Source organism: Methylobacterium gossipiicola (assembly GCF_900113485.1).
Classification (GTDB): Bacteria; Pseudomonadota; Alphaproteobacteria; order Rhizobiales; family Beijerinckiaceae; genus Methylobacterium; species Methylobacterium gossipiicola.
Genome location: NZ_FOPM01000001.1, coordinates 87,720 through 108,130 on the forward strand (window position 1 = coordinate 87,720; position 20,411 = coordinate 108,130).

Consider the following 20,411-nt stretch of genomic DNA (forward strand, 5'->3'; position numbering starts at 1 on the left):
GAACTCCGTTCGATTGCTTCGGAACTGCGGAGTTCGGCTTCGCTCACGCGCCACGCTGGCTTTGGAAATGGTCTCCGCTCCGAGCGAGCGGAGACCGTGTCACTCGCCCGAGAGGGCGGCCTTGGTGCGCGACCACCAGCCGGCACGCTTGGGGCGATCGGGATCGAGGGGCGTCAGCACCACGGCGACGGGCTCGGGAGCGGGCACCCGCGGGGCCGGCGCCTCGACGGCGGCCTCGGATTCCTGCCGCGCGGACGCCTCGGGGGCGGCCGGAGCGACATCGACCACGGCCGCATCCGGCGCGGGAGCCGCCGGGGCATCGACCGGCACCACCGGCAGGTCGACGGCCGTCGACTCGGCCGCCGCTTCCCGAACCTCGTTCACGGCTTCGACGCTCACCGGTTCTTCGCCACCCGCGAGGACCGTGGGGGCATCCGCCTCCGTGGCGGCCGTCTCCGTTGCGGGTTCGGCAGCATCGACGGCGGCCTCGTCGGATTCGCTCGCCGTCTCACGCGAACGGTTGTCACGGTCGCGGCCACGGCCGCCGCGACGGCCCCGACGACGACGGCGGCCGGAGCCGTCATCCTCGCCGGTGGTGACGATTTCGATGGAGCTTTCGACCTCGGACGCGTCGCTTTCGCTCCGCTCCCCGGCGCCGTCCGTCTCATCCTCGTCGGTGTCCGAACGGCCCTCGTCCTCGCCGCCTGCCTGGACACCGGTATCCTGACGTCCACCCCGGCGGCGCCGGCGCCGGCGACGGCCGCGACCTTCCCCGCCCTCGCTCGCGCCCTCACGGGCTTCCTCACCCTCGGGGGCTTGGGCTTCGACGTCGGTCTCGGCTTCGGCCTCGACGACCTCGTCCTCGAACTCCTCGTCGTCCTCGGTCTCCATCGCGGGATTGATGGCGATGGCGCGCACGCCCGTCACGGCGCCCTCGGCGCGCACGGCCGGCTCGCCCCGGTCGAGCTGGAACGCCGACGTGGCGGCAAGGCGCTCATCGGCCGCGATGGTGATGGTGACGCCGAAGCGCACCTCCAACTCGTGCAGATGGCCGCGCTTCTGGTTCAGGATGTAGAGCGCCGCCTCGGTGTGGGTGCGCAGGATGAGGTTGTGCGAGGCGCTCTTAAGCAGAGACTCCTCGATGGCGCGCAGGATCTGGAGGGCCACCGACGCGGTGGCGCGCACAAAGCCCGAGCCGCCGCAATGGGGGCAGGGGAGCGACGAGCTCTCGAGCATACCCGTACGGATGCGCTGGCGGCTCATCTCGAGGAGGCCGAAGGGCGAGATGCGGCCGACCTGGATGCGGGCGCGGTCGTTCTTCAGGCACTCGTTGAGCTTCTTCTCGACGGCGCGGTTGTTGCGCTTCTCCTCCATGTCGATGAAGTCGATGACCACGAGGCCGGCGAGATCACGCAGGCGCAGCTGGCGGGCGACCTCCTCGGCCGCCTCCAGATTCGTGCGCAGGGCCGTGTCCTCGATATCGTGCTCGCGGGTCGAGCGACCCGAGTTCACGTCGATGGAGACGAGGGCTTCCGTCGGGTTGATGACGAGGTAGCCGCCGGACTTCAGGGTGACGTGGGTCGAGAACATGGCGTCGAGCTGCTGCTCGACCCCATGGCGCGCGAAGATCGGCGTCGGGTCGCGGTAGGGCTGCACCACCTTCGACTGGCCGGGCATGAGCATGCGCATGAAGTCGCGCGCCTCGCGGTACGCCGCGTCGCCCGCCACCAGGATGTCGTCAATGTCCTTGTTGTAGAGGTCGCGGATGGCGCGCTTGATGAGCGAGCCTTCCTCGTAGACCAGGGCCGGCGCGGAGGACGAGAGCGTCAACTCGCGCACGCTTTCCCACAGGCGCATGAGGTATTCGAAGTCGCGCTTGATCTCGGGCTTCGTGCGTGACGCGCCGGCCGTGCGCAGGATGACGCCCATGCCTTCCGGCACCTCCAGATCCTGGGCGACTTCCTTCAGGCGCTTGCGGTCGGCGGCCGACGTGATCTTTCGCGAGATTCCGCCGCCCCGGCCGGTGTTGGGCATGAGCACGGAGTAGCGGCCGGCCAGCGACAGGTATGTGGTCAGCGCCGCGCCCTTGGTGCCGCGCTCTTCCTTGACGACCTGCACCAGAATGATCTGGCGGCGCTTGATCACCTCCTGGATCTTGTAGTGTCGGCGGTAGGTGCGCGGACGCTCGGGGATCTCGGCGAGGGCGTCGCCGTTGCCGCCGATCTGGGCGATCTTGGGCTCGCGCTCGCCGTCCTCGCCCTCGTGATCCTCGTCGTCGTCCTCGTCCGAGTCGTCGTCATCCTCGTCCTCGGATTCGTCGTCGTCCTCGTCCTCCTCCTCGGACTCGTCGGCGTCGGCGTCGGATTCCTCCTCGGTGACGTCCGCGACCGCGACGGGATCGGGCGAGGCTGCCATGGGGGCCGCCTCGATGGCGAGCTCGGCCTCCGGGACGTCCGCCGTTTCGGCGACGGTCTCCTGGGGAGCCCGGTCCTCGGCCTCGCTTGCGGCTTCCGGCGTCAAGACGGCGGCAGCCTCGGCGTCGACGGTCGCGTCGGATCCGGTGGCGGGTTCGGACACGGGCAGGTCTGCCGATGCATCGCTGCCGGTCGCGATGGGAGCCGCCTCGATCCCCTCGCCCTCGTGGGATGCGACGTCGGCAGGGCTATCCACGGCCGAAGTCTCACCGGCGGAGGCGTCGGCCTCGGCGGTGGAATCCTCCACGCTCACGGTCTCGGCGGTCTCGGCCGCCTTGGCGGCGGCTTCGGCACGGCGCCCACGCGAGCGGCGGCGGGGCTTGCGCTCCTCGCGCTCGCGGTGCTCCTCGGCCTCGCGCGCCTCGTCTTCCAGCAGGGCCTGCCGGTCGGCCAGGGGAATCTGGTAGTAATCGGGGTGGATCTCGCTGAAGGCGAGGAAGCCGTGGCGGTTGCCGCCGTACTCGATGAAGGCCGCCTGGAGCGAAGGCTCCACCCGCGTCACCTTGGCGAGGTAAATGTTGCCCCGAAGCTGGCGCCGGTTGGCGGCTTCGAAATCGAATTCCTCGACCCTAGAACCGTGGACCGTGACGACCCGGGTCTCTTCCGGGTGCATCGCGTCGATGAGCATCTTGTTGTTGTTGGCCATGACGAACTTTCGACAGGGCGGGCGACGTCCTCCTCGAACCGAGCGGCTCCGGTGGCGTGCCGCCCCGTCCCGGCCCATCGGGCCGGACGAGGGACGCGCGCGACGACCCGATGCGGATCGCCGGAGCAGTGGGGAAGGGATTGCCGTCAACCGCCGTTGGGCGCCGGTGATCGGCGCGCGTGGGGTTGATCCTGGCCAGGGCAGACGGGACTGAGGCGCCACGCGAAACGCGTGCGCGTCGAACACAGGCAACGGCGACCGATGCTGTGTGTCCTCCCATCTCTCTCCCTGACCTCGCGAAGACTCTTTGGACCGGATACCGCCGGCCTCGGATTTCGAAGTACGCCACGGGCCGTGAGGCCGCAGCGTTGACCGTCTCCCGCCCGGCTCGATGAAGCGCCGGCTGGCGTGTCGCGGGAACCGACGGCGAAGACGGTCGAGGAAAGCCTCGAAACGTCCGCGGGCCGCGGAGCACACCGCACGGCACCGGGAAGGGTACAGCTTCATTACAGATCGTCGCAGGGATTTGGCAAGGTATAAACACGGCTATCCAAGGGGAAGTCCTTGCTCGAGCGCGGGATGGACCGGATTTCGGCGGGCCCGTGGACTGTCCGGCTCGCCGCGTGCATCGCCACCGGGCGCCCGCTTCCGCATCCGGCCACCTGTCGCCCACCGGCCACGACAGCTCCGAAACACCGGCTGCGACGCAAGGAACAGTTAACCACACCGGCCGTATCGCTTAACCGGACGCCCTCGGAACCGGAACGCCGGACCATGCTCGCATCCCATCGCCTGCTCCGGTCGCTCGTCCTCGCCGCGAGCCTCGCTTTCGCGACGGGCCTCGCCGCCCAGGACGGCGACAGGACGGGCCGCGCGCCCGCCGCCGTCGCCATCGCGGCGGAACTGTCGAGCGGCGGCGCCGGAATCACCCGGCTGACCCTCACCCTGTCGAAGGCCATCGAGGCGCGGGCCTTCGTCATGGAGCGCCCCGACCGCGCGGTGATCGATCTGGCCGAGGTCAACTTCCAACTCGGCGCGGAGACGGGGCGCAAGCGCGAAGGCGTCGTGCAGTCGTTCCGCTACGGCCTGTTCGCTCCCGGCCGCTCGCGCATCGTCGTCGACCTCGCCCAGCCCGCCGCCGTGGGGGCCATCGCAACGACCACCCGGGCGCGGGACGGCGCCGTGCTTCTCACCGTCGAATTCAAGCGCACGGACCGCGAGAGCTTCCGCCGCGCCGCCGTGGCGAGCGATCCGGCGCCCCAGGCCCGCAAGGCCGTTTCTCCCGATGCCGCCAGCGATACCCGGCCGCTCATCATGGTGGATGCCGGCCATGGCGGCACCGATCCGGGCGCCATCGCGGCCACGGGGGTGTTCGAGAAGGACATCGTCTTCGGCTTCGCCCAATCCCTCGTCGCCCGCCTCGAGGCGAGTGGGCGCTATCGGGTGCGGATGACCCGCGACCGCGACGTGTTCGTGCCCCTGTCCGAGCGCGTCCGGATCGCCCGCGAGGCTAAGGCCGACCTGTTCGTCTCGATCCACGCCGATTCGATCCAGTCCGCCCCCCAGGTGCGCGGTGCCACCATCTATACGGGGTCGGAAAAGGCGACGGACGCCGAATCGGCGCGCCTCGCCGAGCGCGAGAACCGGGCGGATGCCGCCGCCGGCACCGAGTCGAACGAGGGGCCGGGACATGTCGCCGATATCCTGCAGGAATTGACGCTGCGCGAGACCCGCACCTTCTCGTCCGGCTTCGCCAAGGGCCTGATGGCCCAGCTCGGCCCGGTGATGGAGATGAGCCCGAAGCCTCATCGCGAGGCCGGCTTCGTCGTTCTGCGCTCGCCCGACGTGCCCTCCGTGCTCGTCGAACTCGGCTACCTGTCGAGCAAGCACGACCTCGATCTTCTGCAATCGGAAGGCTGGCGCGCCGAGGTCACCGGCGGCATGGCGAAGGCCATCGACGCCTTCTTCGGCAACCGCACCTCGCTCACCCGGCCGAACCCGCCCCGCCGCTCCGCGGCAATCGCCCCAGTTTCACCATAGAATGAGAGTGAAACCGGGGCTCGCGAAGCCCCGGCTCGTCCGGTCTCGCGAGTTCGATGGGAACGGCCGCGCGGGAAGCTCCTGAGCGAACGCCGCCCTTTTCCATGCCTGCCGCCTCGATGAGGCGGTGCGCGGCCCCTTGCCGGGCCGGCGGCCAATTCAGCGACGAACGGAACCCGGATGCGCCTCGTCCTTCGTTTCTTCGGCTTCCTGTTCAGCATCGGCGCGATGCTGTTCGTGGTCGCCTCGGCCGCCGCGGCGTTCTTCTACTGGAAGTACAGCCAGGATCTGCCGGATCACGCCGCACTCGCCAATTACGAGCCGCCGGTGATGAGCCGCGTGCACGCCGCCGACGGGTCGCTGCTCGCCGAATACGCCACGGAGCGCCGGCTCTATCTGCCGATCCAGGCCATGCCCAAGATCGTGGTCGCGGCCTTCCTGTCGGCCGAGGACAAGAACTTCTACAAGCATGGCGGCGTCGATCCCGAGGGGCTCGTGCGCGCGGCGCTCACCAACTTCAAGAGCGGCAAGAAGCAGGGCGCCTCGACCATCACCCAGCAGGTGGCCAAGAACTTCCTCCTCAGCCCGGAACAGACCTTCGAGCGCAAGATCAAGGAGGCGCTCATCGCCTTCCGGATCGAGGCCACCTATTCGAAGGACAAGATTCTCGAACTCTACCTCAACGAGATCTTCCTCGGCACCCTCGTGCCCGGCCGCAATCTGCACGGCGTCGCGGCGGCGGCCCTCGATTATTTCGGCAAGTCCGTTCACGAGCTGACCATCAACGAGGCGGCCTACCTCGCCGCCCTGCCGAAGGGGCCGAACAACTACCATCCCTATCGCCAGACCCAGAAGGCCCTCGATCGCCGCAACGAGATCATCGGCCTGATGGCCCAGAACGGGTACATCACGAAGGAGGAGGCCGAGGCCGCCCGCAAGATGCCGCTCGGCGTCAATCCGCGCGTCGCCTTCGCCAACGCCGCCAACGCCAACTACTTCACCGAAGAGGTTCGCCGCGAGATCGCCGAGCGCTACGGCGAGAAGAAGCTCTACGAGGGCGGCCTGTCCGTGCGCGCCACCCTCGATCCGAAGATGCAGGCCTGGGCGCGCAAGGCTCTCGTCGACGGCCTCGTCCGCTACGACCAGTCCCATGGCTGGCGCGGAGCGCAGGCCAAGGTCGACCTCACCGGCCGCGATTGGGGCCTGGCCGTGGCCGAGGTTCCCGCCTTGGGCGACGTGCAGCCCTGGCGTCTCGCCGTGGTCCTGAGCACCACCGGCGGCTCCGCCCAGATCGGCCTGCAGCCGCGCCGCGAAGCGTCCGGTCACGTCTCTAAGGATCGCGAGACCGGCACCATCGGACCGGACGGCACCCGCTGGACCGGCCGCTCTCCGGCCGCTGCCCTGAATCCCGGTGACGTGGTCTACGTCGAGGCCATGGATGGCGGACGGGGCCAGTACCGCCTGCGCCAGCGTCCGGAAATCTCCGGCGCCATCGTGGCCATGGACCCCTATACGGGTCGCGTCCACGCCATGGTGGGCGGGTTCTCGTACGACGAGAGCCAGTTCAACCGCGCCACCCAGGCGATGCGTCAGCCCGGCTCCTCGTTCAAGCCGATCGTGTATTCGGCGGCGCTGGACAACGGCTACACCCCGTCCTCCATCGTGCAGGATTCGCCCATCACCATCGAGGCGGGTCCGGGCCAGGAGGCGTGGACGCCCTCGAACTACGATGGCAAGTCCGGCGGCCCGCACACCCTGCGGTACGGCATCGAGCACTCGAAGAACCTGATGACCGTGCGGCTCGCCAAGGATGTCGGCATGCCGCTCATCGCCGAATACGCCCGTCGCTTCGGTGTCTACGACGACATGCTGCCGGTGCTGCCCATGTCACTGGGAGCGGGCGAGACCACGGTGATGCGCATGGTCACCGCCTACTCGATGCTCGCCAATGGCGGCCGACGCATCCGCCCGACCCTCATCGACCGCATTCAGGACCGGGTCGGCGAGACCATCTACAAGCACGATGCCCGCAAATGCCTCGGCTGCGACGCCGAGAAATGGTCGGGCCAGGATGAGCCCAAGCTCGTGGACGATTCCGAGCAGGTCCTCGACCCGCTCACCGCCTACCAGATGGTCTCGATCATGGAAGGTGTGGTCCAGCGCGGCACCGCGACGATCCTGAAGCAGGTCGGTAAGCCGCTCGCGGGCAAGACCGGCACCACCAACGACGCCAAGGATGCGTGGTTCGTCGGCTTTTCGCCGGATCTCGCCGTCGGCGTCTATCTCGGCTTCGACAAGCCGCGATCCCTCGGCGACCGGGCCACGGGTGGCGGCCTCTCGGCGCCCATTGCCCTCGACTTCCTGAAGCAGGCCCTGAAGGACAAGCCGCCGACTCCGTTCCGGGTGCCGCCCGGCATCAAGCTCATCCGTGTCTCGGCGTCCACGGGCATGCGTGCGGGGTCGGGCGAGGGCGCCGGCACCATCCTCGAGGCGTTCAAGCCCGGCACAGCGCCGCCCGACGCCTACGTGGCGCCGGCCGCGCCGGCCCCCGCGGCCAGCCCGCCGCCGGATGCCGACCGCGCCGCCCAGGCCGGAGGGTTGTACTGAGGGGTTCGAAGGGCTTAGCCCTTCGCGGGTCCAGGACAGAGCCCTGGGCTTTCGTCGGGCTCTGCCCGCCCCCCGAAGGGCTGATCCCTTCGGTATCCTGTTTTTCAGGGGCCCTTCCGGGCGAGGGCGAGGGCCGCGAGCTTGTCGATGTCGAAGCCGGTTTGCGGCACCTCGACCATGAAGCGCTCGGCGATCTCCGAAATGACGAAATCCGGTCGGACCCGCGCGATAAGGTTCCAGTCGATGCTCGTCGACCAGAGGAAGTGCACCTCCCGGAAGGTGTCGGCGAAGAACGGCGTCAGGGTTCCGGTGCCGCCGTTCGGGGTGTGGTGGGCATAGGAATCGCCGAACAGGACGAGGCATCGCGGATCGAGGCCGGGGGCCTCGTTGCGGAACACCGCGTAGGCGCCGATATGCGCGTCGCGGCCGCGTCCCTCCGCCTCGAAGGCGGTGATCAGCGCGTTGGCATGGACACGCCGCGCCGGGCTCGCGAACAGGCAGGGTTCGGCGACCTCGCAGCGTTCGGGGTCGAACTTCGCGCCGAGGTCGCCGGCATAGACTGCCGGCGAGCCGATGCGGCGCGCGGCAAAGTCGTAGCGCGGGCGCACGCCGAGATGGCGGCAGATCTCCGCATAGGCGAGCCAGCCGCCCGCGAAGGTCCAGTGCGTGTCCGTGTGCCGGTAGAGCGCCGTGTCCCCCGCCCGTGCCCGGAAGGGGCGTACCAGATCGACGAGGGAAGCCCGTGCGGGTGAGAATCTCAGCCAGCGTTCCAGGCGCAGGGCCGGCGACCGGGCGGGATCGAGGCCAAGCCCGCTGAAGCCGTGATCATGGATCGCCAGCTTCTCCGGCGCCACCACATGCGCGTAGCGGATGCCGCGTTTCGCCAGACGCCGGGCCCGCTCTTCGAGGAGGCGCCGCCAGAGCCAGAACGTGGCGCGGGGAACCCCCGGCCTGTCGTATTGCGCCGCGACGGCGTTGCTGCCGCCGACAAGAAACAACCAGCCGTCCCGGCCGACATGGACATCGGGATGCTCGGACGGATGGCGTTCTTCGGGACGGGGGATCATGCCCGTTCTGTAGCCGGCCCGACGCGGCGACGCACCCTCACGGGCGGATCGCGGGCGCGTTGCCCTCAGTGATGGGTATGACCGGCGGGGGCGGCCGCGGCGGCGGCGTTCGGGCTCATGGCGCCGATGGGGGCCACCGCGAACGTCACCGGCACCGTGCCGGCCCGCTCGAACGTCAGGGTTCCGGAGACCGGCTCGCCGACCTTGGGAGCGGATTTGAGGTCTTCGAACATGAGGTGGAAGCCGCCGGGTTTCAGGTCCACGGTCTGGCCCGGCGCGATGGCGAGCCCTTCCGGCACCGCCGCCATCTTCATGACGCCGCCCGCCATGGTCATGGAATGGATCGCCCCCCGGCCCGCGATGGCGACGGCCGCGCCCGTGAGCCGGTCGGCCTGGGTACCGGTGTTGGTGACGCGGACATAACCACCCGCGACCTTTGCTCCACCCGGCGTCGCCCGCATCCACGGGGTCTCGATGCGCAGGTCTCCCGCCGTCGTGATCTCACCCGCATGCGCGAGAGCGGCGAAGCCGAGGGCGGCGACGGTCGAGACGGCGAAACGAAGGGCGGTGCGGTGGCGCTGAAGCATCGGACGATCCGGTGGTATCGAAGGGGGCGACGGACGAAGATCGACCGGCGCTCGAGGACCATGCCCGCAAATCCGTCGTGCGCAAGGGCACGCCGTCGCGCGGTCGCGGGTTCTGGGACTGGAGGCCTGCCCAATCCGGTGCCGATCTCGTCGCGCCGTGCGCCCCGGGGCGGCGTCATCGGAGGGCACGAACGAGGGACGATCGCGGCGGTGGTGCGGGGGGCGGAAATAGAGGTTCTTTACCCGTGGGTTAGATCATTCCCGGCAACCCTGTGCGCGGTCGGTTTCGCCATCCTCGAATCCCGCGCGGCCGGCGTGATCGAGGTCTTCGTCGGTCCGGTCGTTGCATCCGACTGTGCTGTGGCCCTGGCGGCACGGTCGCGGGGAAGTCATCGCGACGGCCGAGGGCGCCATATTGTGGCCCGGACGCCATGAGTTCTTAACCGCACCCCGACACGTTCGCGGCAAGGGGCGTTCCGAAGCCGATGTCTCCCATCGGTGTCCGGTCCTCACGCCGCACCCAACGTCAGCCCAGAGTTCACCCGATGCTGAAACAGGCCCTTTCCGCCCGGTCTCTCGCCACCCGGTCCCTCCTCGTGGCCGCATCCGTCGCCCTCGCCGGCGGCACCGCCACGGCGCGCGAAGCCGGGGGGTTCGCCCAGGCCGAGTGGGCGCAGGATTATGCCGCGCCGACCACCATGCAGGTGCATCGCTCCACGACGCCGATCCTGTCGCCCCAGACCATCGCGGCGACGGAGCAGATGATCGAGCGTTACCGCGACATCGTGAACCGTGGCGGCTGGAGGCCGATCAGCGGGGCGGACCGCCTGCGCATCGGCTCCAAGGGGCCTGCCGTCGCCGCCCTGCGCCAGCGCCTCATCGTGTCGGGAGACCTCGATTCGGCCTCGGGCGGTTCGGGCGTGTACGATTCCTACGTGTCGGCCGGGGTGAAGCGGTTCCAGGCCCGCCACGGCTTGAGCCAGACCGGCGCCATGAGCCCCGCGACCCAGGCGGCCATGAACGTGACGGCGGACGTGCGCCTGCACCAGCTCGAGATCAACGTCGTTCGCCTGCGTTCCTACGCGGGCAACCTCGGCAACCGGTTCGTCATCACCAACATCCCCGCCGCCCTGGTGCAGACGGTGGAGAACGGCCAGGTCGTCACCCTGCATGCGGCCGGCGTCGGCAAGATCGACCGTCAGTCGCCGATCATGAACACCAAGGCGACGCAGATCAACTTCAACCCCTTCTGGACGGTCCCGGCTTCCATCGTGAAGAAGGACCTCATCCCCAAGATGCAGAAGGATCCGACCTACCTCACGGAAAACAAGATCCGCATCTTCTCGGGCGAGACCGAGATTTCGCCGGCTTCCGTGAACTGGAACTCGGACGAGGGCACGCGCTACCGCTACCGTCAGGATTCGGGCGCCGACTTCAACTCCATGGGCATCGTGCGCATCAACATCCCGAACCCCTACGGCGTGTTCATGCACGACACCAACACCAAGGGCGTGTTCGGCGACGACTTCCGCTTCATCTCGTCGGGCTGCGTCCGTGTCCAGAACGTGCGCGAATACATCACGTGGCTCTTGAAGGACACGCCCGGCTGGGGCCGCGAGCAAGTCGAGCAGGCCATCGAGAGCGGCAAGCGCGTCGACGCCACCCTCGCCACCCCCGTGCCGGTCTACTGGACCTACATCACCGCCTGGGCGACCCCCGACGGGGCCGTGCAGTTCCGCGACGACATCTACAAGCGCGACGGTGTGAACGTGCCGTCCACCCTCTCGGCCCCGACCCCCGTGGCCAGCGCCGAGCAGGTGCCGAGCTTCGAGCCGGGCGACGAGGAGAATTGATAGGGCTTCCGCTCGATCGAAGCGGAAGCCATCAAAACCCGCGCGGCGCTCGAGCTTGGCCGAACTCCACCATTCCGAAGGAATCAGGCGGAGTTCGCCCGACGAGGCGCGCCGGGCGCCGTTTCTCCACGGTAGACCAAGACCGGCGGCGGGCGAGCAATCGTCCGCCGTTTTCGCGTTCGGCAGGCATCGGGCCGAACTTGTCGTGGCGGCCGATTTCCATGGCGGTGGCATCGCGTCGCGGTTCGCCCGCCGAAGCCGGTCCGCCGGAGGGGCGACGTCTCCGATCGGACGCGCCCGCAGGGCGGCGCGGCAGCGCGATTCGGCTGCCCCGGGTGGTCGAAACTCAAATTTTTTCGAACGGCACACCAAATTCGTGTGCCTTGGACTCGTTCCGCCGCCCGTGTAATAAAATGCCCATCGAGCGTCCGTCCGCCCTAACGCCAGCGGAGAACGGACGCCTTCGCCCGTTCAACAATCGAGGCTTTCCATGAGCGCCGGTACTGCTGCCGACAAGCACTTCTCCAATTCGTTCTTCAGCGCGTCGCTCGCCGACGTCGATCCGGAAGTGGCGGCCGCCGTCGGCCAGGAACTCGGGCGTCAGCAGCACGAGATCGAGCTCATCGCCTCCGAGAACATCGTCTCCAAGGCCGTTCTGGAAGCCCAGGGCTCGGTCCTGACCAACAAGTACGCCGAGGGTTACCCGGGTCGTCGCTATTACGGCGGCTGTCAGTTCGTCGACATCGCTGAGAACCTCGCCATCGAGCGCGCCAAGCGCCTGTTCGATTGCGGCTTCGCCAACGTGCAGCCGAATTCCGGCTCCCAGGCGAACCAGGGCGTGTTCATGGCCCTCATGCAGCCGGGCGACACCTTCCTCGGTCTCGACCTCGCGGCCGGCGGCCACCTCACCCACGGCGCCCCCCCGAACGTCTCGGGCAAGTGGTTCAAGCCCGTCTCCTACACCGTGCGCCGCGACGATCAGCGCATCGATATGGAGCAGGTCGAGCGCCTCGCCCACGAGCACAAGCCGAAGGTCATCATCGCGGGCGGCTCCGGCTATCCCCGTCACTGGGACTTCGCGAAGTTCCGTGAGATCGCCGATGCCGTCGGCGCCTACTTCTTCGTCGACATGGCCCACTTCGCCGGCCTCGTCGCCGCCGGTGTGCACCCGTCGCCATTCCCGCACGCGCATGTCGCCACCACCACCACCCACAAGACCCTGCGCGGTCCGCGCGGCGGCATGATCCTGACGAACGACGAGGCTCTGGCCAAGAAGTTCAACTCGGCGATCTTCCCCGGTCTCCAGGGCGGCCCGCTCATGCACGTCATCGCCGGCAAGGCCGTGGCATTCGGTGAGGCCCTCAAGCCCGAGTTCAAGATCTACGCCCGTCAGGTCATCGAGAACGCCAAGGCGCTCGCCGACACCCTGATCTCGGGTGGCTACGACATCACGTCGGGCGGCACCGACAACCACCTGATGCTCGTCGATCTGCAGAAGAAGGGCCTGACCGGCAAGGCGGCGGAAGCCGCCCTCGGCCGCGCCGACATCACCTGCAACAAGAACGGCGTGCCGTTCGATCCGCAGAAGCCCACCATCACGTCGGGCATCCGCCTCGGCACCCCGGCCGGCACCTCGCGCGGCTTCGGCGTCGCCGAGTTCAAGCAGATCGGCGGCCTGATCGTGGAAGTGCTCGACGCCCTCGTGGCGAAGGGCGAGGCGGGTGATCCGGAGGTCGAGGCCGCCGTGAAGCAGAAGGTCCACGCCCTCACGGACCGGTTCCCGATCTACGCATGAGTTGCCTGCGGTGTTCGCGCTTAACGCGTGCACCGCAACACGCTAAGCAAACGGCCACGGATCGTTCAGGTCCGTGGCCGTTTTCACGTCTCGATCCCACAGGTGGCCGCCCGATGCGCTGTCCCTATTGCAGCGGTCCCGACACCCAGGTGAAGGACTCGCGCCCCACCGACGACGCCATCCGGCGCCGCCGCGTCTGCCCGGATTGCGGCGGGCGCTTCACCACCTTCGAGCGGGTGCAGCTGCGCGAACTCACCGTGCTCAAGCGCTCGGGCAAGCGCGTGCCGTTCGACCGCGACAAGCTTCAGCGCTCCATCGGTGTGGCCCTGCGCAAGCGCGCCGTCGATCCGGAGCGGATCGAACGCCTCGTCAGCGGCATCACCCGACAGCTCGAGAGCAGCGGCGAGGCCGAGATCGCCAGCGAAGCCATCGGCGAATTGGTGATGGAGGGGCTCAAGGGGCTCGACGACGTCGCCTACGTGCGCTTCGCTTCCGTCTACAAAAATTTCCGCGAGGCCAGCGACTTCAAGGCCCTGCTCGGCACCCTCGGCGAAGCCCCGCCCGAGCCGCCGCCGGAGACGGACGACACCGTGACGCCCCTGCGCGCCAAGCCCCGGTCGCGCCCATGAGCGACACCGACATGAGCGACACCGATGCCCGCTTCATGCGCCTCGCCCTGGCGCTCGGCGCCCGCAACCTCGGGCGAACCTGGCCCAACCCGTCCGTCGGGGCCGTGGTGGTGAAAGATGGCTGCATCGTCGGCCAGGGGGTGACCGCGATCGGGGGGCGACCCCATGCCGAGCCGCAGGCCCTCGCCATGGCGGGCGAAGCCGCCCGCGGCGCCACCCTTTATGTGACCCTGGAACCGTGCTCGCATCACGGTCGTACGCCGCCCTGCTCCGACGCCATCGTGGCGGCCGGAATCGCCCGCGTCGTCACCGCCCTGGAGGACCCGGACCCCCGCGTCGCCGGGCGCGGCCATGCCCGCCTGCGCGAGGCCGGGATCGCCGTCGAGACCGATGTGGCGCGCGAGGACGCCGCCCGCGACAACCTCGGCCACGTCACGCGGGTCACGCGGGGGCGCCCGAGCCTGCACCTGAAGCTCGCCCGCACGCCCGACGGCTTCGCCGCCGGGGCACCCGATCAGCGCTTGCGCATCACCGGCCCCATCGCGGACGGCGCCGTGCATCTCTGGCGGGCCCATGCCGACGCCATCCTGGTCGGGATCGGCACAGCCCGGGCCGACGACCCATCCCTCACCGTGCGGTTGCCCGGCCTGTCGGCGCGTTCTCCCCTGCGGATCGTCCTCGATTCGAACCTGCGTCTTCAGCCCTCTACCCACCTCGTACGGGGGGCCTGCGACATTCCCACCCTGGTGATCACCACCCGCAACGCGCCCGCTCACCCGAAACGAATGCTCGCCTCGTTCGGCGTCGAGGTGCTGTCCGTGGCCGCCGATTCCACCGGCCGGATCGATCTTTCCGCCGCCCTGGCGGCCCTGGGCGAGCGCGGGCTCACCCGCATCTGCTGCGAGGGCGGCCCCCGCCTCGCCGATGCCCTGGCGCAGGCGGATCTCGTGGATCTCTGCACCGTCATCACCGGCCCCGCCCCCCTTGGCAGCAGCGGCCTGCCGGCCATCGGCCCATACCTCGACGCCAGCCTGTCGCGGGGCCATCTCAAACCCGTCGAGACGCGCGACTATGGCCCCGACCGCGCGGTCACGTATGAGCGGAGCGTCTAGATGTTCACCGGTCTCGTCACGGATGTCGGACAGGTCGTGGGCGTGCAGGGCGACGACCGCCTGCGCCGCATCCGCATCCGCTCCGCCTACGATCCCGCCACCATCGCGCTGGGCGCCTCCATCGCCTGCTCCGGCCCCTGCCTCACGGCCGTCGCGGTGGAGCCCGTCGCGGGCGGCTGTATCTTCGATGTCGACGCCGCCGCCGAGACCCTGGCGCTCACCACCGTGGGCACGTGGGGGCAGGGCACGCGGGTCAACCTCGAACGCTCCCTCAAGATCGGCGACGAACTCGGTGGCCACCTCGTCACGGGACATGTCGACGGGCGGGCGGAGATCGTCGCCCGCGATCCCGTCACCGGCGGGGAGGGCGATCCGCAATGGGCGCCGAGCGACCGCTTCACCCTCCGGGCTCCGAAAGACCTCACGGCCTTCATCGCCCAGAAGGGGTCCGTCTGCCTCGACGGCACGTCGCTCACGGTGAACAGCGTGGCGGACGACCTGTTCTCCGTGCTCCTCATTCCCCATACCCTGGCGGTGACGACCTGGGGGCAGCGCCGCGCGGGCGACGCCCTCAACCTCGAGGTCGATCTCATCGCCCGCTATGCCGCCCGCCTCACACAGGCTCAGGCGGCGTTGGCGCGCTGAGCCGCCCTCTCCCGCCGACTTGTCCGTCCTGCGCCTTCGGTCTATCGCTCGCCCCTTCCGATCGGACCGATCCGGGCGCGGCGTGAGCCGCGACCGCCCGGCCGGTCCAGGGCGGCGCACGGGCGGAAAACCCACATCGCCGCATCTTAGAAGGCCCCAGAATGGTTTCGACCCCACCCGCTTCCCGTCCCTCGCCCGCCATCGTGAAGGGGGCGCGCGTCCTCGTGGTCGAAGCGCGCTACTACGAGGAACTGGCCGATGAGCTCCTGGCCGGCGCGCGGGCGGCCCTCGACGCCGCCGAGGCGGAGACGACGGTGGTGACCGTGCCGGGCGCCCTGGAGATTCCCGCCGCCATCGCGATCCTGACCGAGGCCGCCGCCCGCGCCGGTCAGCCCTACGACGCCGCCGTGGCGCTGGGCTGCGTCATCCGGGGCGAGACGGGACATTACGATATCGTCGCCGGCGAGAGCGCCCGCGCCCTGATGGATCTGTCCGTCGCCGGCCTGCTGCCGCTCGGCAACGGCATCTTGACGGTGGAGACCGAGGCTCAGGCCTTCGCCCGCGCCCGCGTCTCCGAGATGAACAAGGGTGGCGGCGCCGCCGAGGCGGCTCTGGCGGTGCTCGCCCTGAAGCGCGCCGCCTCCGCCGCCCCCGTCGGAGAGGATTGAGCGCCATGGCCAAGATCATCGAGCGCAGCGGCGCCCGTCTCGCCGTGGTGCAGGCCCTCTACGAGATGGAGATCGCCGGCAAGGGCGTCATCGAGGCGGTGGCCGAATTCGAGACCTTCTGGATCGGCCAGACCATCGACGGGATCGAGCATCCGCCGGCCGAGACCGCGTTCTTCCGCGATCTCCTGCGCGGCGTCGTCGACGAGCAGCGGGCCATCGACCCGAAGCTCGACGCCGCCCTGGCGCAGGGCTGGCCCCTGAAGCGCATCGAGGCGGTGCTGCGCGCCATCCTGCGGGCGGGCGCCTACGAACTCATGCATCGCCGGGACGTGCCCGCGAAGGCCGCGATTTCCGAATACGTCGACGTCGCCCACAGCTTCTATGCCGGCGACGAACCCGGCATGGTCAACGCCGTGCTCGACAAGGTGGCGCGCGAGGTCCGGGGCCAGGAATTCGCGGGTCTTCCGGGTTCGGGCCTGCCGGGCTCGGGCCGGGCGTGAGCTCCGACCGTCCCACCGAGGACGGCCTCATCGCGCGCTACTTCGCGCCGCTCGCCGGCCCCGGTGCCGACGGGATGCGCGACGACGCCGCCACCCTGACGCCGAGCCCCGGTTGCGACCTCGTCCTGACCACCGATGCCATCGTGGCCGGGGTGCACTTCTTCCCCGACGACCCGCCGGCCGCCATCGCCCGCAAGGCGCTGGGGGTGAATTTCTCGGATCTCGCCGCCAAGGGCGCGATCCCGCGCGGCATCCTCCTCACCCTGGCGCTGCCCGACGACTGGACGGAATGCTGGCTCGCCGCCTTCGCGGCCGGTCTCGGCGACGGGCTAGCGGAGTTCGGGGGCGAACTCCTCGGGGGCGACACCGTGCGGGCCGCCGGCCCCCTGAGTCTCGGGGTCACGGCGCTCGGCGAGGTTCCCACCGGTACCCTGGTGCGGCGGATGACGGCTCGCATCGGTGATGTGCTCTGCGTCAGCGGCAGCATCGGCGACGCCGCCCTCGGGCTGGCCCTGCGCCGTTCGCCGCCGGCGGATTGGGCGGATTCCCTCGGCGCGCAAGAGCGGGCCGCCCTCATCGACCGCTACCGGCATCCACGGCCCCGGCTCGGCTTGGCGCCGCTGCTCCGGCGGCACGCCCGGGCCGCCATGGACATCTCGGACGGCCTCGCCGGCGATCTCGCCAAGATGCTGAAGGGAGAGGGGCGCTCCGCCGAGGTGCGTGTCGCCGACATCCCCCTGTCGCCCGCTGCCGCCCGTGCCCTGGGTCTACGGCCCGACCTCATGGAGACGGTCCTCACCGGCGGCGACGATTACGAGATCCTCTGCGCCGTTCCGCCGGAAGCCCTCGCCGCCTGCCGCGCGGAAGCCCTGGCCCTCGGCCTGCCGCTCCAGCCCATCGGGATGGTGACGGGCGGCGAGGGGCCGCCGGTCTTCGTCTCGGCGGACGGCCTACGACAGAGCTTCGGGGTCGGCTCCTTCAGCCACTTCTGACGCTTCATTCTCGGGCTCGGGATCGGCCGTCCAGTGGGTGGCGAAGGCCGCGAGATGGCGCGCATCGGCGAAGGCCATCACGGCGACCTGACGTTCGGCCGGCATCCCGCCGGGGTAGGGTGCCAGCAGCACGGTTTCCTGGGAGAACTTGGCGCCGGGCGTCTTCTCGGCGATCCAGGCCTCGGCCTCAGGCGTGAGACGGGTCGGGTCGGCGGCATCGCGGGCGCGCGAATCCGCCCGCAGCACGAGGACGTAGGGTCCGAGCGTCGGATTGCGCTGCTGCAGGGCCTGGATGATGTCGATCATGATGTGTTCCGTGAGCGCTGAGCCGTTCAGGAGAGGCCGCCGGGGCTCCGTGCCAGGACATTGCGGTTGGCGCGGGCTTCCTCTCCTTACAGAAGAGGACGTCCGTCGCGGTCCATGTCACAAGCGTCGTGGTTTGCGAATCGCTGCCGATACTCGGCGAGTCCCGACCTCAGTGCAGTTTCACCCGCGACTCCGTGCGGCGGGTCAGGGCGCGCGCGAAGGCATCAAGCGCGGTCTTCACCGTGCCGTGCAGGGCCTGCTCGTGCATCTTGTAGAGCGAGCGGTACATCATCCGGGCGAACAGGCCGGCGATGAACATGTTCTTGCCGCGCACGAATCCCATCAGGCTGCCGACGGTGGAGTATTCGCCGAGGGATACCAGGGAGCCGAAATCGCGGTACTTGAACGGCTTCAACGGCTTGCCCGCCATCTTGAGCGGAATCGCCTTGATGAGGTAGCTCGCCTGCTGGTGCGCCGCCTGGGCACGGGGCGGGATCGGCGTCTCCGAACCCGGCTCGACCAGATAGGCGTTGTCGCCGATGGCGAAGATGTCCGGATCGCGGGTGGTCTGCAGGGTCGGCGTCACCACGAGCTGGTTGTTGCGCGTGGTCTCGAGACCGCCGATGCCCTGGAGGAACGGCGGCGCCTTCACGCCGGCGGCCCAGACGACGAGTTCGGAGGGGATGAAGCCGCCATCGGCGAGCTGAACCCCATCGGGTCGCACTTCCGTGACGCGGGCGTTGGTGCGGACTTCGACGCCGATCTTGTTCAGCAGGCGCATCACGTCCTGCGACATGCGCTCGGGCACCGCCGGCAGGATGCGCGAGGCCGCTTCCACCAGGGTGATCTTGAGGTCCTTGTCGGGGTCGATCCGGTCGAGACCCGTGGAGGCGACATCGCGGGTGGTGCGGTGGAGTTCGGCCGTGAGTTCCGTGCCCGTGGCGCCCGCGCCGATCACCGTGACGTGGAGCTGGCCCGGCCGCACGGGGCCAACCTGGGTGTGGGCTCGCAGCATGCCGTTGATGAGGCGCTGGTGGAAGCGGATCGCCTGATCCTGGGTGTCGAGGGCGATGGCGTTCTCCTTCACCCCCGGTGTACCGAAATCGTTGGTGGTCGAGCCCACCGCCAGCACCAGGGTGTCATATCCGATGGAGCGCACGGGCGTGACCTCGCGCCCCTCGGCATCGTGGCTCGCGGCGAGCTGAATCGTCCGCGCCTGCCGGTCGAGGCCGGTCATCTCGCCGATGCGGTAGCGGAAATGGTGGCGGTGGGCGTGGTGGAGGTAATCCACGGCGTGGTGGCCGACATCGAGGCTGCCGGCCGCGACCTCGTGGAGCAGCGGCTTCCAGATATGCGTGCGCGCCCGGTCGACGAGGGTGACGTGGGCCTTGCCGGACTTGCCCAGCGAATCGCCGAGCTTCGTCGCCAGTTGCAGGCCGGCGGCACCGCCGCCGACGACCACGATGCGGTGCAGGTTGTCCACGGATTCGCCCGGTACCATGCGCTTGTCGTCCTGCGTCTCGTCGTTGGAAGGGGCGGGTGCCGGAGGAGGCACCATCGCGAAGGCCGCGGCGGGCCCGTCCGTTCCGCCTTACCTTGGAACGTCTTTATTTTGTGGTCGGCCCCGTCCGGGTCAACAAAATTGTCCACGCCCGCTCAGGTCGGGGCACCGGGTTGGCGCAGGGGATGGGCGCGCGCGAACGCGTCCTGCGTCAGGCAATCTTCTGCGATGCGCCGAACCGTCGGGTAGGGCGCCGTCTCGACGCCGAAGATCCCGGTGCCGACCCAGAGGCTGACCAGGCAGAGATCGGCGTGGCTTAACGCATCCCCTTGCGCGTAGCGCCCGGTGCCGGGCTCATCGACGAGGCGGGTCTCGAGGGTTCTGAGACCGGTCTCGAACCAGTGGCGCACGAACTCCATCATCGCCTCCTTCGGGAGACCGTAGGTCTGCATGAGGTAATTGCGGACCCGTGGCACGTAGAGCGGATGGGTATCGCAGGCCACCACCTGGGCCAGTGACCGGGCCCTCGCCCGTGCGCGAGGATCGGCCGGCAGCAGCGGCACGGCGGGGTGCACATCCTCGAGGTAGTCGAGGATCGCGAGGGATTGGGTGAGGGGCGGTCCGTCGCCGTCGAAGAAGGCCGGCACGGCGCCCTGCGGATTGATGGCGAGGAAGTCGGGCTTGAACTGGTCGCCCGCATCGAGGTCGATGAACGTCTCCTCGCACGGAATGCCCTTGAGGTTGAGGGCGATCCGCACCCGGAACGCGGCGGCCGAGCGCCAGTTGCCGTACATCTTCACGTGGCCGAGGTCTCCGTTGCGCGGCCGACCACACCCGACATCCGCGCCCGCCGCAAGCCCCGCCCGTGTCGTCCCTGTCTTGAAACCGACGCCGTGACGGTGATCCTGCTTGTCGGTGTGCGGAATTGGCAGGACCCGATTCCTCGCGCATAGCGACGTGGTGGCGCAATCCCGGGCTCGATGCCCGAT

Annotated in this window: 15 protein-coding genes and 1 pseudogene; 10 read left to right on the forward strand and 6 right to left on the reverse strand. The window is 69.4% G+C overall.

The window, feature by feature from the left end; all coding sequences use genetic code 11:
* Positions 1 to 99: 99 nt before the first annotated feature.
* Positions 100 to 3,120, reverse strand: coding sequence for an Rne/Rng family ribonuclease (locus tag BM249_RS00405; RefSeq protein ID WP_091967669.1), 3,021 nt, complete (start codon positions 3,118 to 3,120; stop codon positions 100 to 102).
* 774 nt (positions 3,121 to 3,894) lie between these two features.
* Here BM249_RS00405 and BM249_RS00410 point away from each other — a divergent pair.
* Together BM249_RS00410 and BM249_RS00415 are read left to right on the forward strand one after the other, a co-directional pair.
* Entirely contained in the window at positions 3,895 to 5,160 is a 1,266-nt protein-coding gene (locus BM249_RS00410) for an N-acetylmuramoyl-L-alanine amidase (RefSeq protein WP_091967670.1), read from the forward strand.
* A 180-nt stretch (positions 5,161 to 5,340) separates the two neighbouring features.
* On the forward strand, positions 5,341 to 7,767 hold the full coding sequence (locus BM249_RS00415; RefSeq protein ID WP_091967672.1) for a penicillin-binding protein 1A: 2,427 nt from the start codon (positions 5,341 to 5,343) through the stop codon (positions 7,765 to 7,767).
* Positions 7,768 to 7,871: 104 nt separating this feature from the next.
* On the opposite strand, the gene BM249_RS00420 is transcribed toward BM249_RS00415, so the two are convergent.
* Together BM249_RS00420 and BM249_RS00425 are read right to left on the reverse strand one after the other, a co-directional pair.
* Positions 7,872 to 8,834, reverse strand: a complete 963-nt coding sequence (locus tag BM249_RS00420) for an alginate O-acetyltransferase AlgX-related protein (RefSeq protein WP_091967674.1) — start codon at positions 8,832 to 8,834, stop codon at positions 7,872 to 7,874.
* Between the two features lie 65 nt (positions 8,835 to 8,899).
* A pseudogene (locus BM249_RS00425) lies at positions 8,900 to 9,376 on the reverse strand (copper chaperone PCu(A)C); the annotation flags it as partial.
* Positions 9,377 to 9,966: 590 nt separating this feature from the next.
* Here BM249_RS00425 and BM249_RS00430 point away from each other — a divergent pair.
* The 8 genes from BM249_RS00430 to thiL all read left to right on the forward strand — a co-directional run bounded on the left by BM249_RS00430 (position 9,967) and on the right by thiL (position 17,615).
* Complete coding sequence (locus BM249_RS00430) at positions 9,967 to 11,274, forward strand: L,D-transpeptidase family protein (protein WP_091967680.1); 1,308 nt, start codon at positions 9,967 to 9,969, stop codon at positions 11,272 to 11,274.
* A gap of 490 nt (positions 11,275 to 11,764) precedes the next feature.
* On the forward strand, positions 11,765 to 13,069 hold the full coding sequence (glyA, locus tag BM249_RS00435) for a serine hydroxymethyltransferase (RefSeq protein ID WP_091967684.1): 1,305 nt from the start codon (positions 11,765 to 11,767) through the stop codon (positions 13,067 to 13,069).
* 113 nt (positions 13,070 to 13,182) lie between these two features.
* Positions 13,183 to 13,698 carry a transcriptional regulator NrdR gene (gene nrdR / locus BM249_RS00440; protein ID WP_091967687.1) on the forward strand — a complete coding sequence of 172 codons (516 nt, stop codon included), beginning with the start codon at positions 13,183 to 13,185 and terminating at the stop codon, positions 13,696 to 13,698.
* Positions 13,695 to 14,810: a bifunctional diaminohydroxyphosphoribosylaminopyrimidine deaminase/5-amino-6-(5-phosphoribosylamino)uracil reductase RibD gene (gene ribD / locus BM249_RS00445; RefSeq protein WP_244528510.1), complete on the forward strand. Its 1,116-nt coding sequence runs from the start codon at positions 13,695 to 13,697 to the stop codon at positions 14,808 to 14,810. The genes nrdR and ribD overlap by 4 nt, the downstream gene beginning before the upstream one ends.
* Positions 14,811 to 15,455: a riboflavin synthase gene (locus BM249_RS00450; RefSeq protein ID WP_091967690.1), complete on the forward strand. Its 645-nt coding sequence runs from the start codon at positions 14,811 to 14,813 to the stop codon at positions 15,453 to 15,455. It abuts the gene before it with no gap.
* 161 nt (positions 15,456 to 15,616) lie between these two features.
* The gene (ribH, locus tag BM249_RS00455; RefSeq protein ID WP_091967693.1) at positions 15,617 to 16,123 is read left to right on the forward strand and encodes a 6,7-dimethyl-8-ribityllumazine synthase; all 507 of its coding nucleotides are present in this window, start codon (positions 15,617 to 15,619) and stop codon (positions 16,121 to 16,123) included.
* A 5-nt stretch (positions 16,124 to 16,128) separates the two neighbouring features.
* Positions 16,129 to 16,623, forward strand: a complete 495-nt coding sequence (nusB, locus tag BM249_RS00460) for a transcription antitermination factor NusB (RefSeq protein WP_091967695.1) — start codon at positions 16,129 to 16,131, stop codon at positions 16,621 to 16,623.
* On the forward strand, positions 16,620 to 17,615 hold the full coding sequence (gene thiL, locus BM249_RS00465; protein ID WP_091967698.1) for a thiamine-phosphate kinase: 996 nt from the start codon (positions 16,620 to 16,622) through the stop codon (positions 17,613 to 17,615). Before nusB ends, thiL begins: the two co-directional genes overlap by 4 nt.
* Here thiL and BM249_RS00470 read toward each other — a convergent pair.
* The 3 genes from BM249_RS00470 to maiA all read right to left on the reverse strand — a co-directional run bounded on the left by BM249_RS00470 (position 17,574) and on the right by maiA (position 20,222).
* A complete protein-coding gene (locus BM249_RS00470) occupies positions 17,574 to 17,921 on the reverse strand; it encodes a hypothetical protein (protein WP_091967700.1) in 348 nt (115 codons plus the stop codon). The genes thiL and BM249_RS00470 overlap by 42 nt on opposite strands.
* A gap of 169 nt (positions 17,922 to 18,090) precedes the next feature.
* Complete coding sequence (locus BM249_RS00475) at positions 18,091 to 19,422, reverse strand: NAD(P)/FAD-dependent oxidoreductase (RefSeq protein WP_091968281.1); 1,332 nt, start codon at positions 19,420 to 19,422, stop codon at positions 18,091 to 18,093.
* A gap of 155 nt (positions 19,423 to 19,577) precedes the next feature.
* Complete coding sequence (maiA, locus tag BM249_RS00480; RefSeq protein WP_091967701.1) at positions 19,578 to 20,222, reverse strand: maleylacetoacetate isomerase; 645 nt, start codon at positions 20,220 to 20,222, stop codon at positions 19,578 to 19,580.
* Between the last annotated feature and the right edge of the window lie 189 nt (positions 20,223 to 20,411).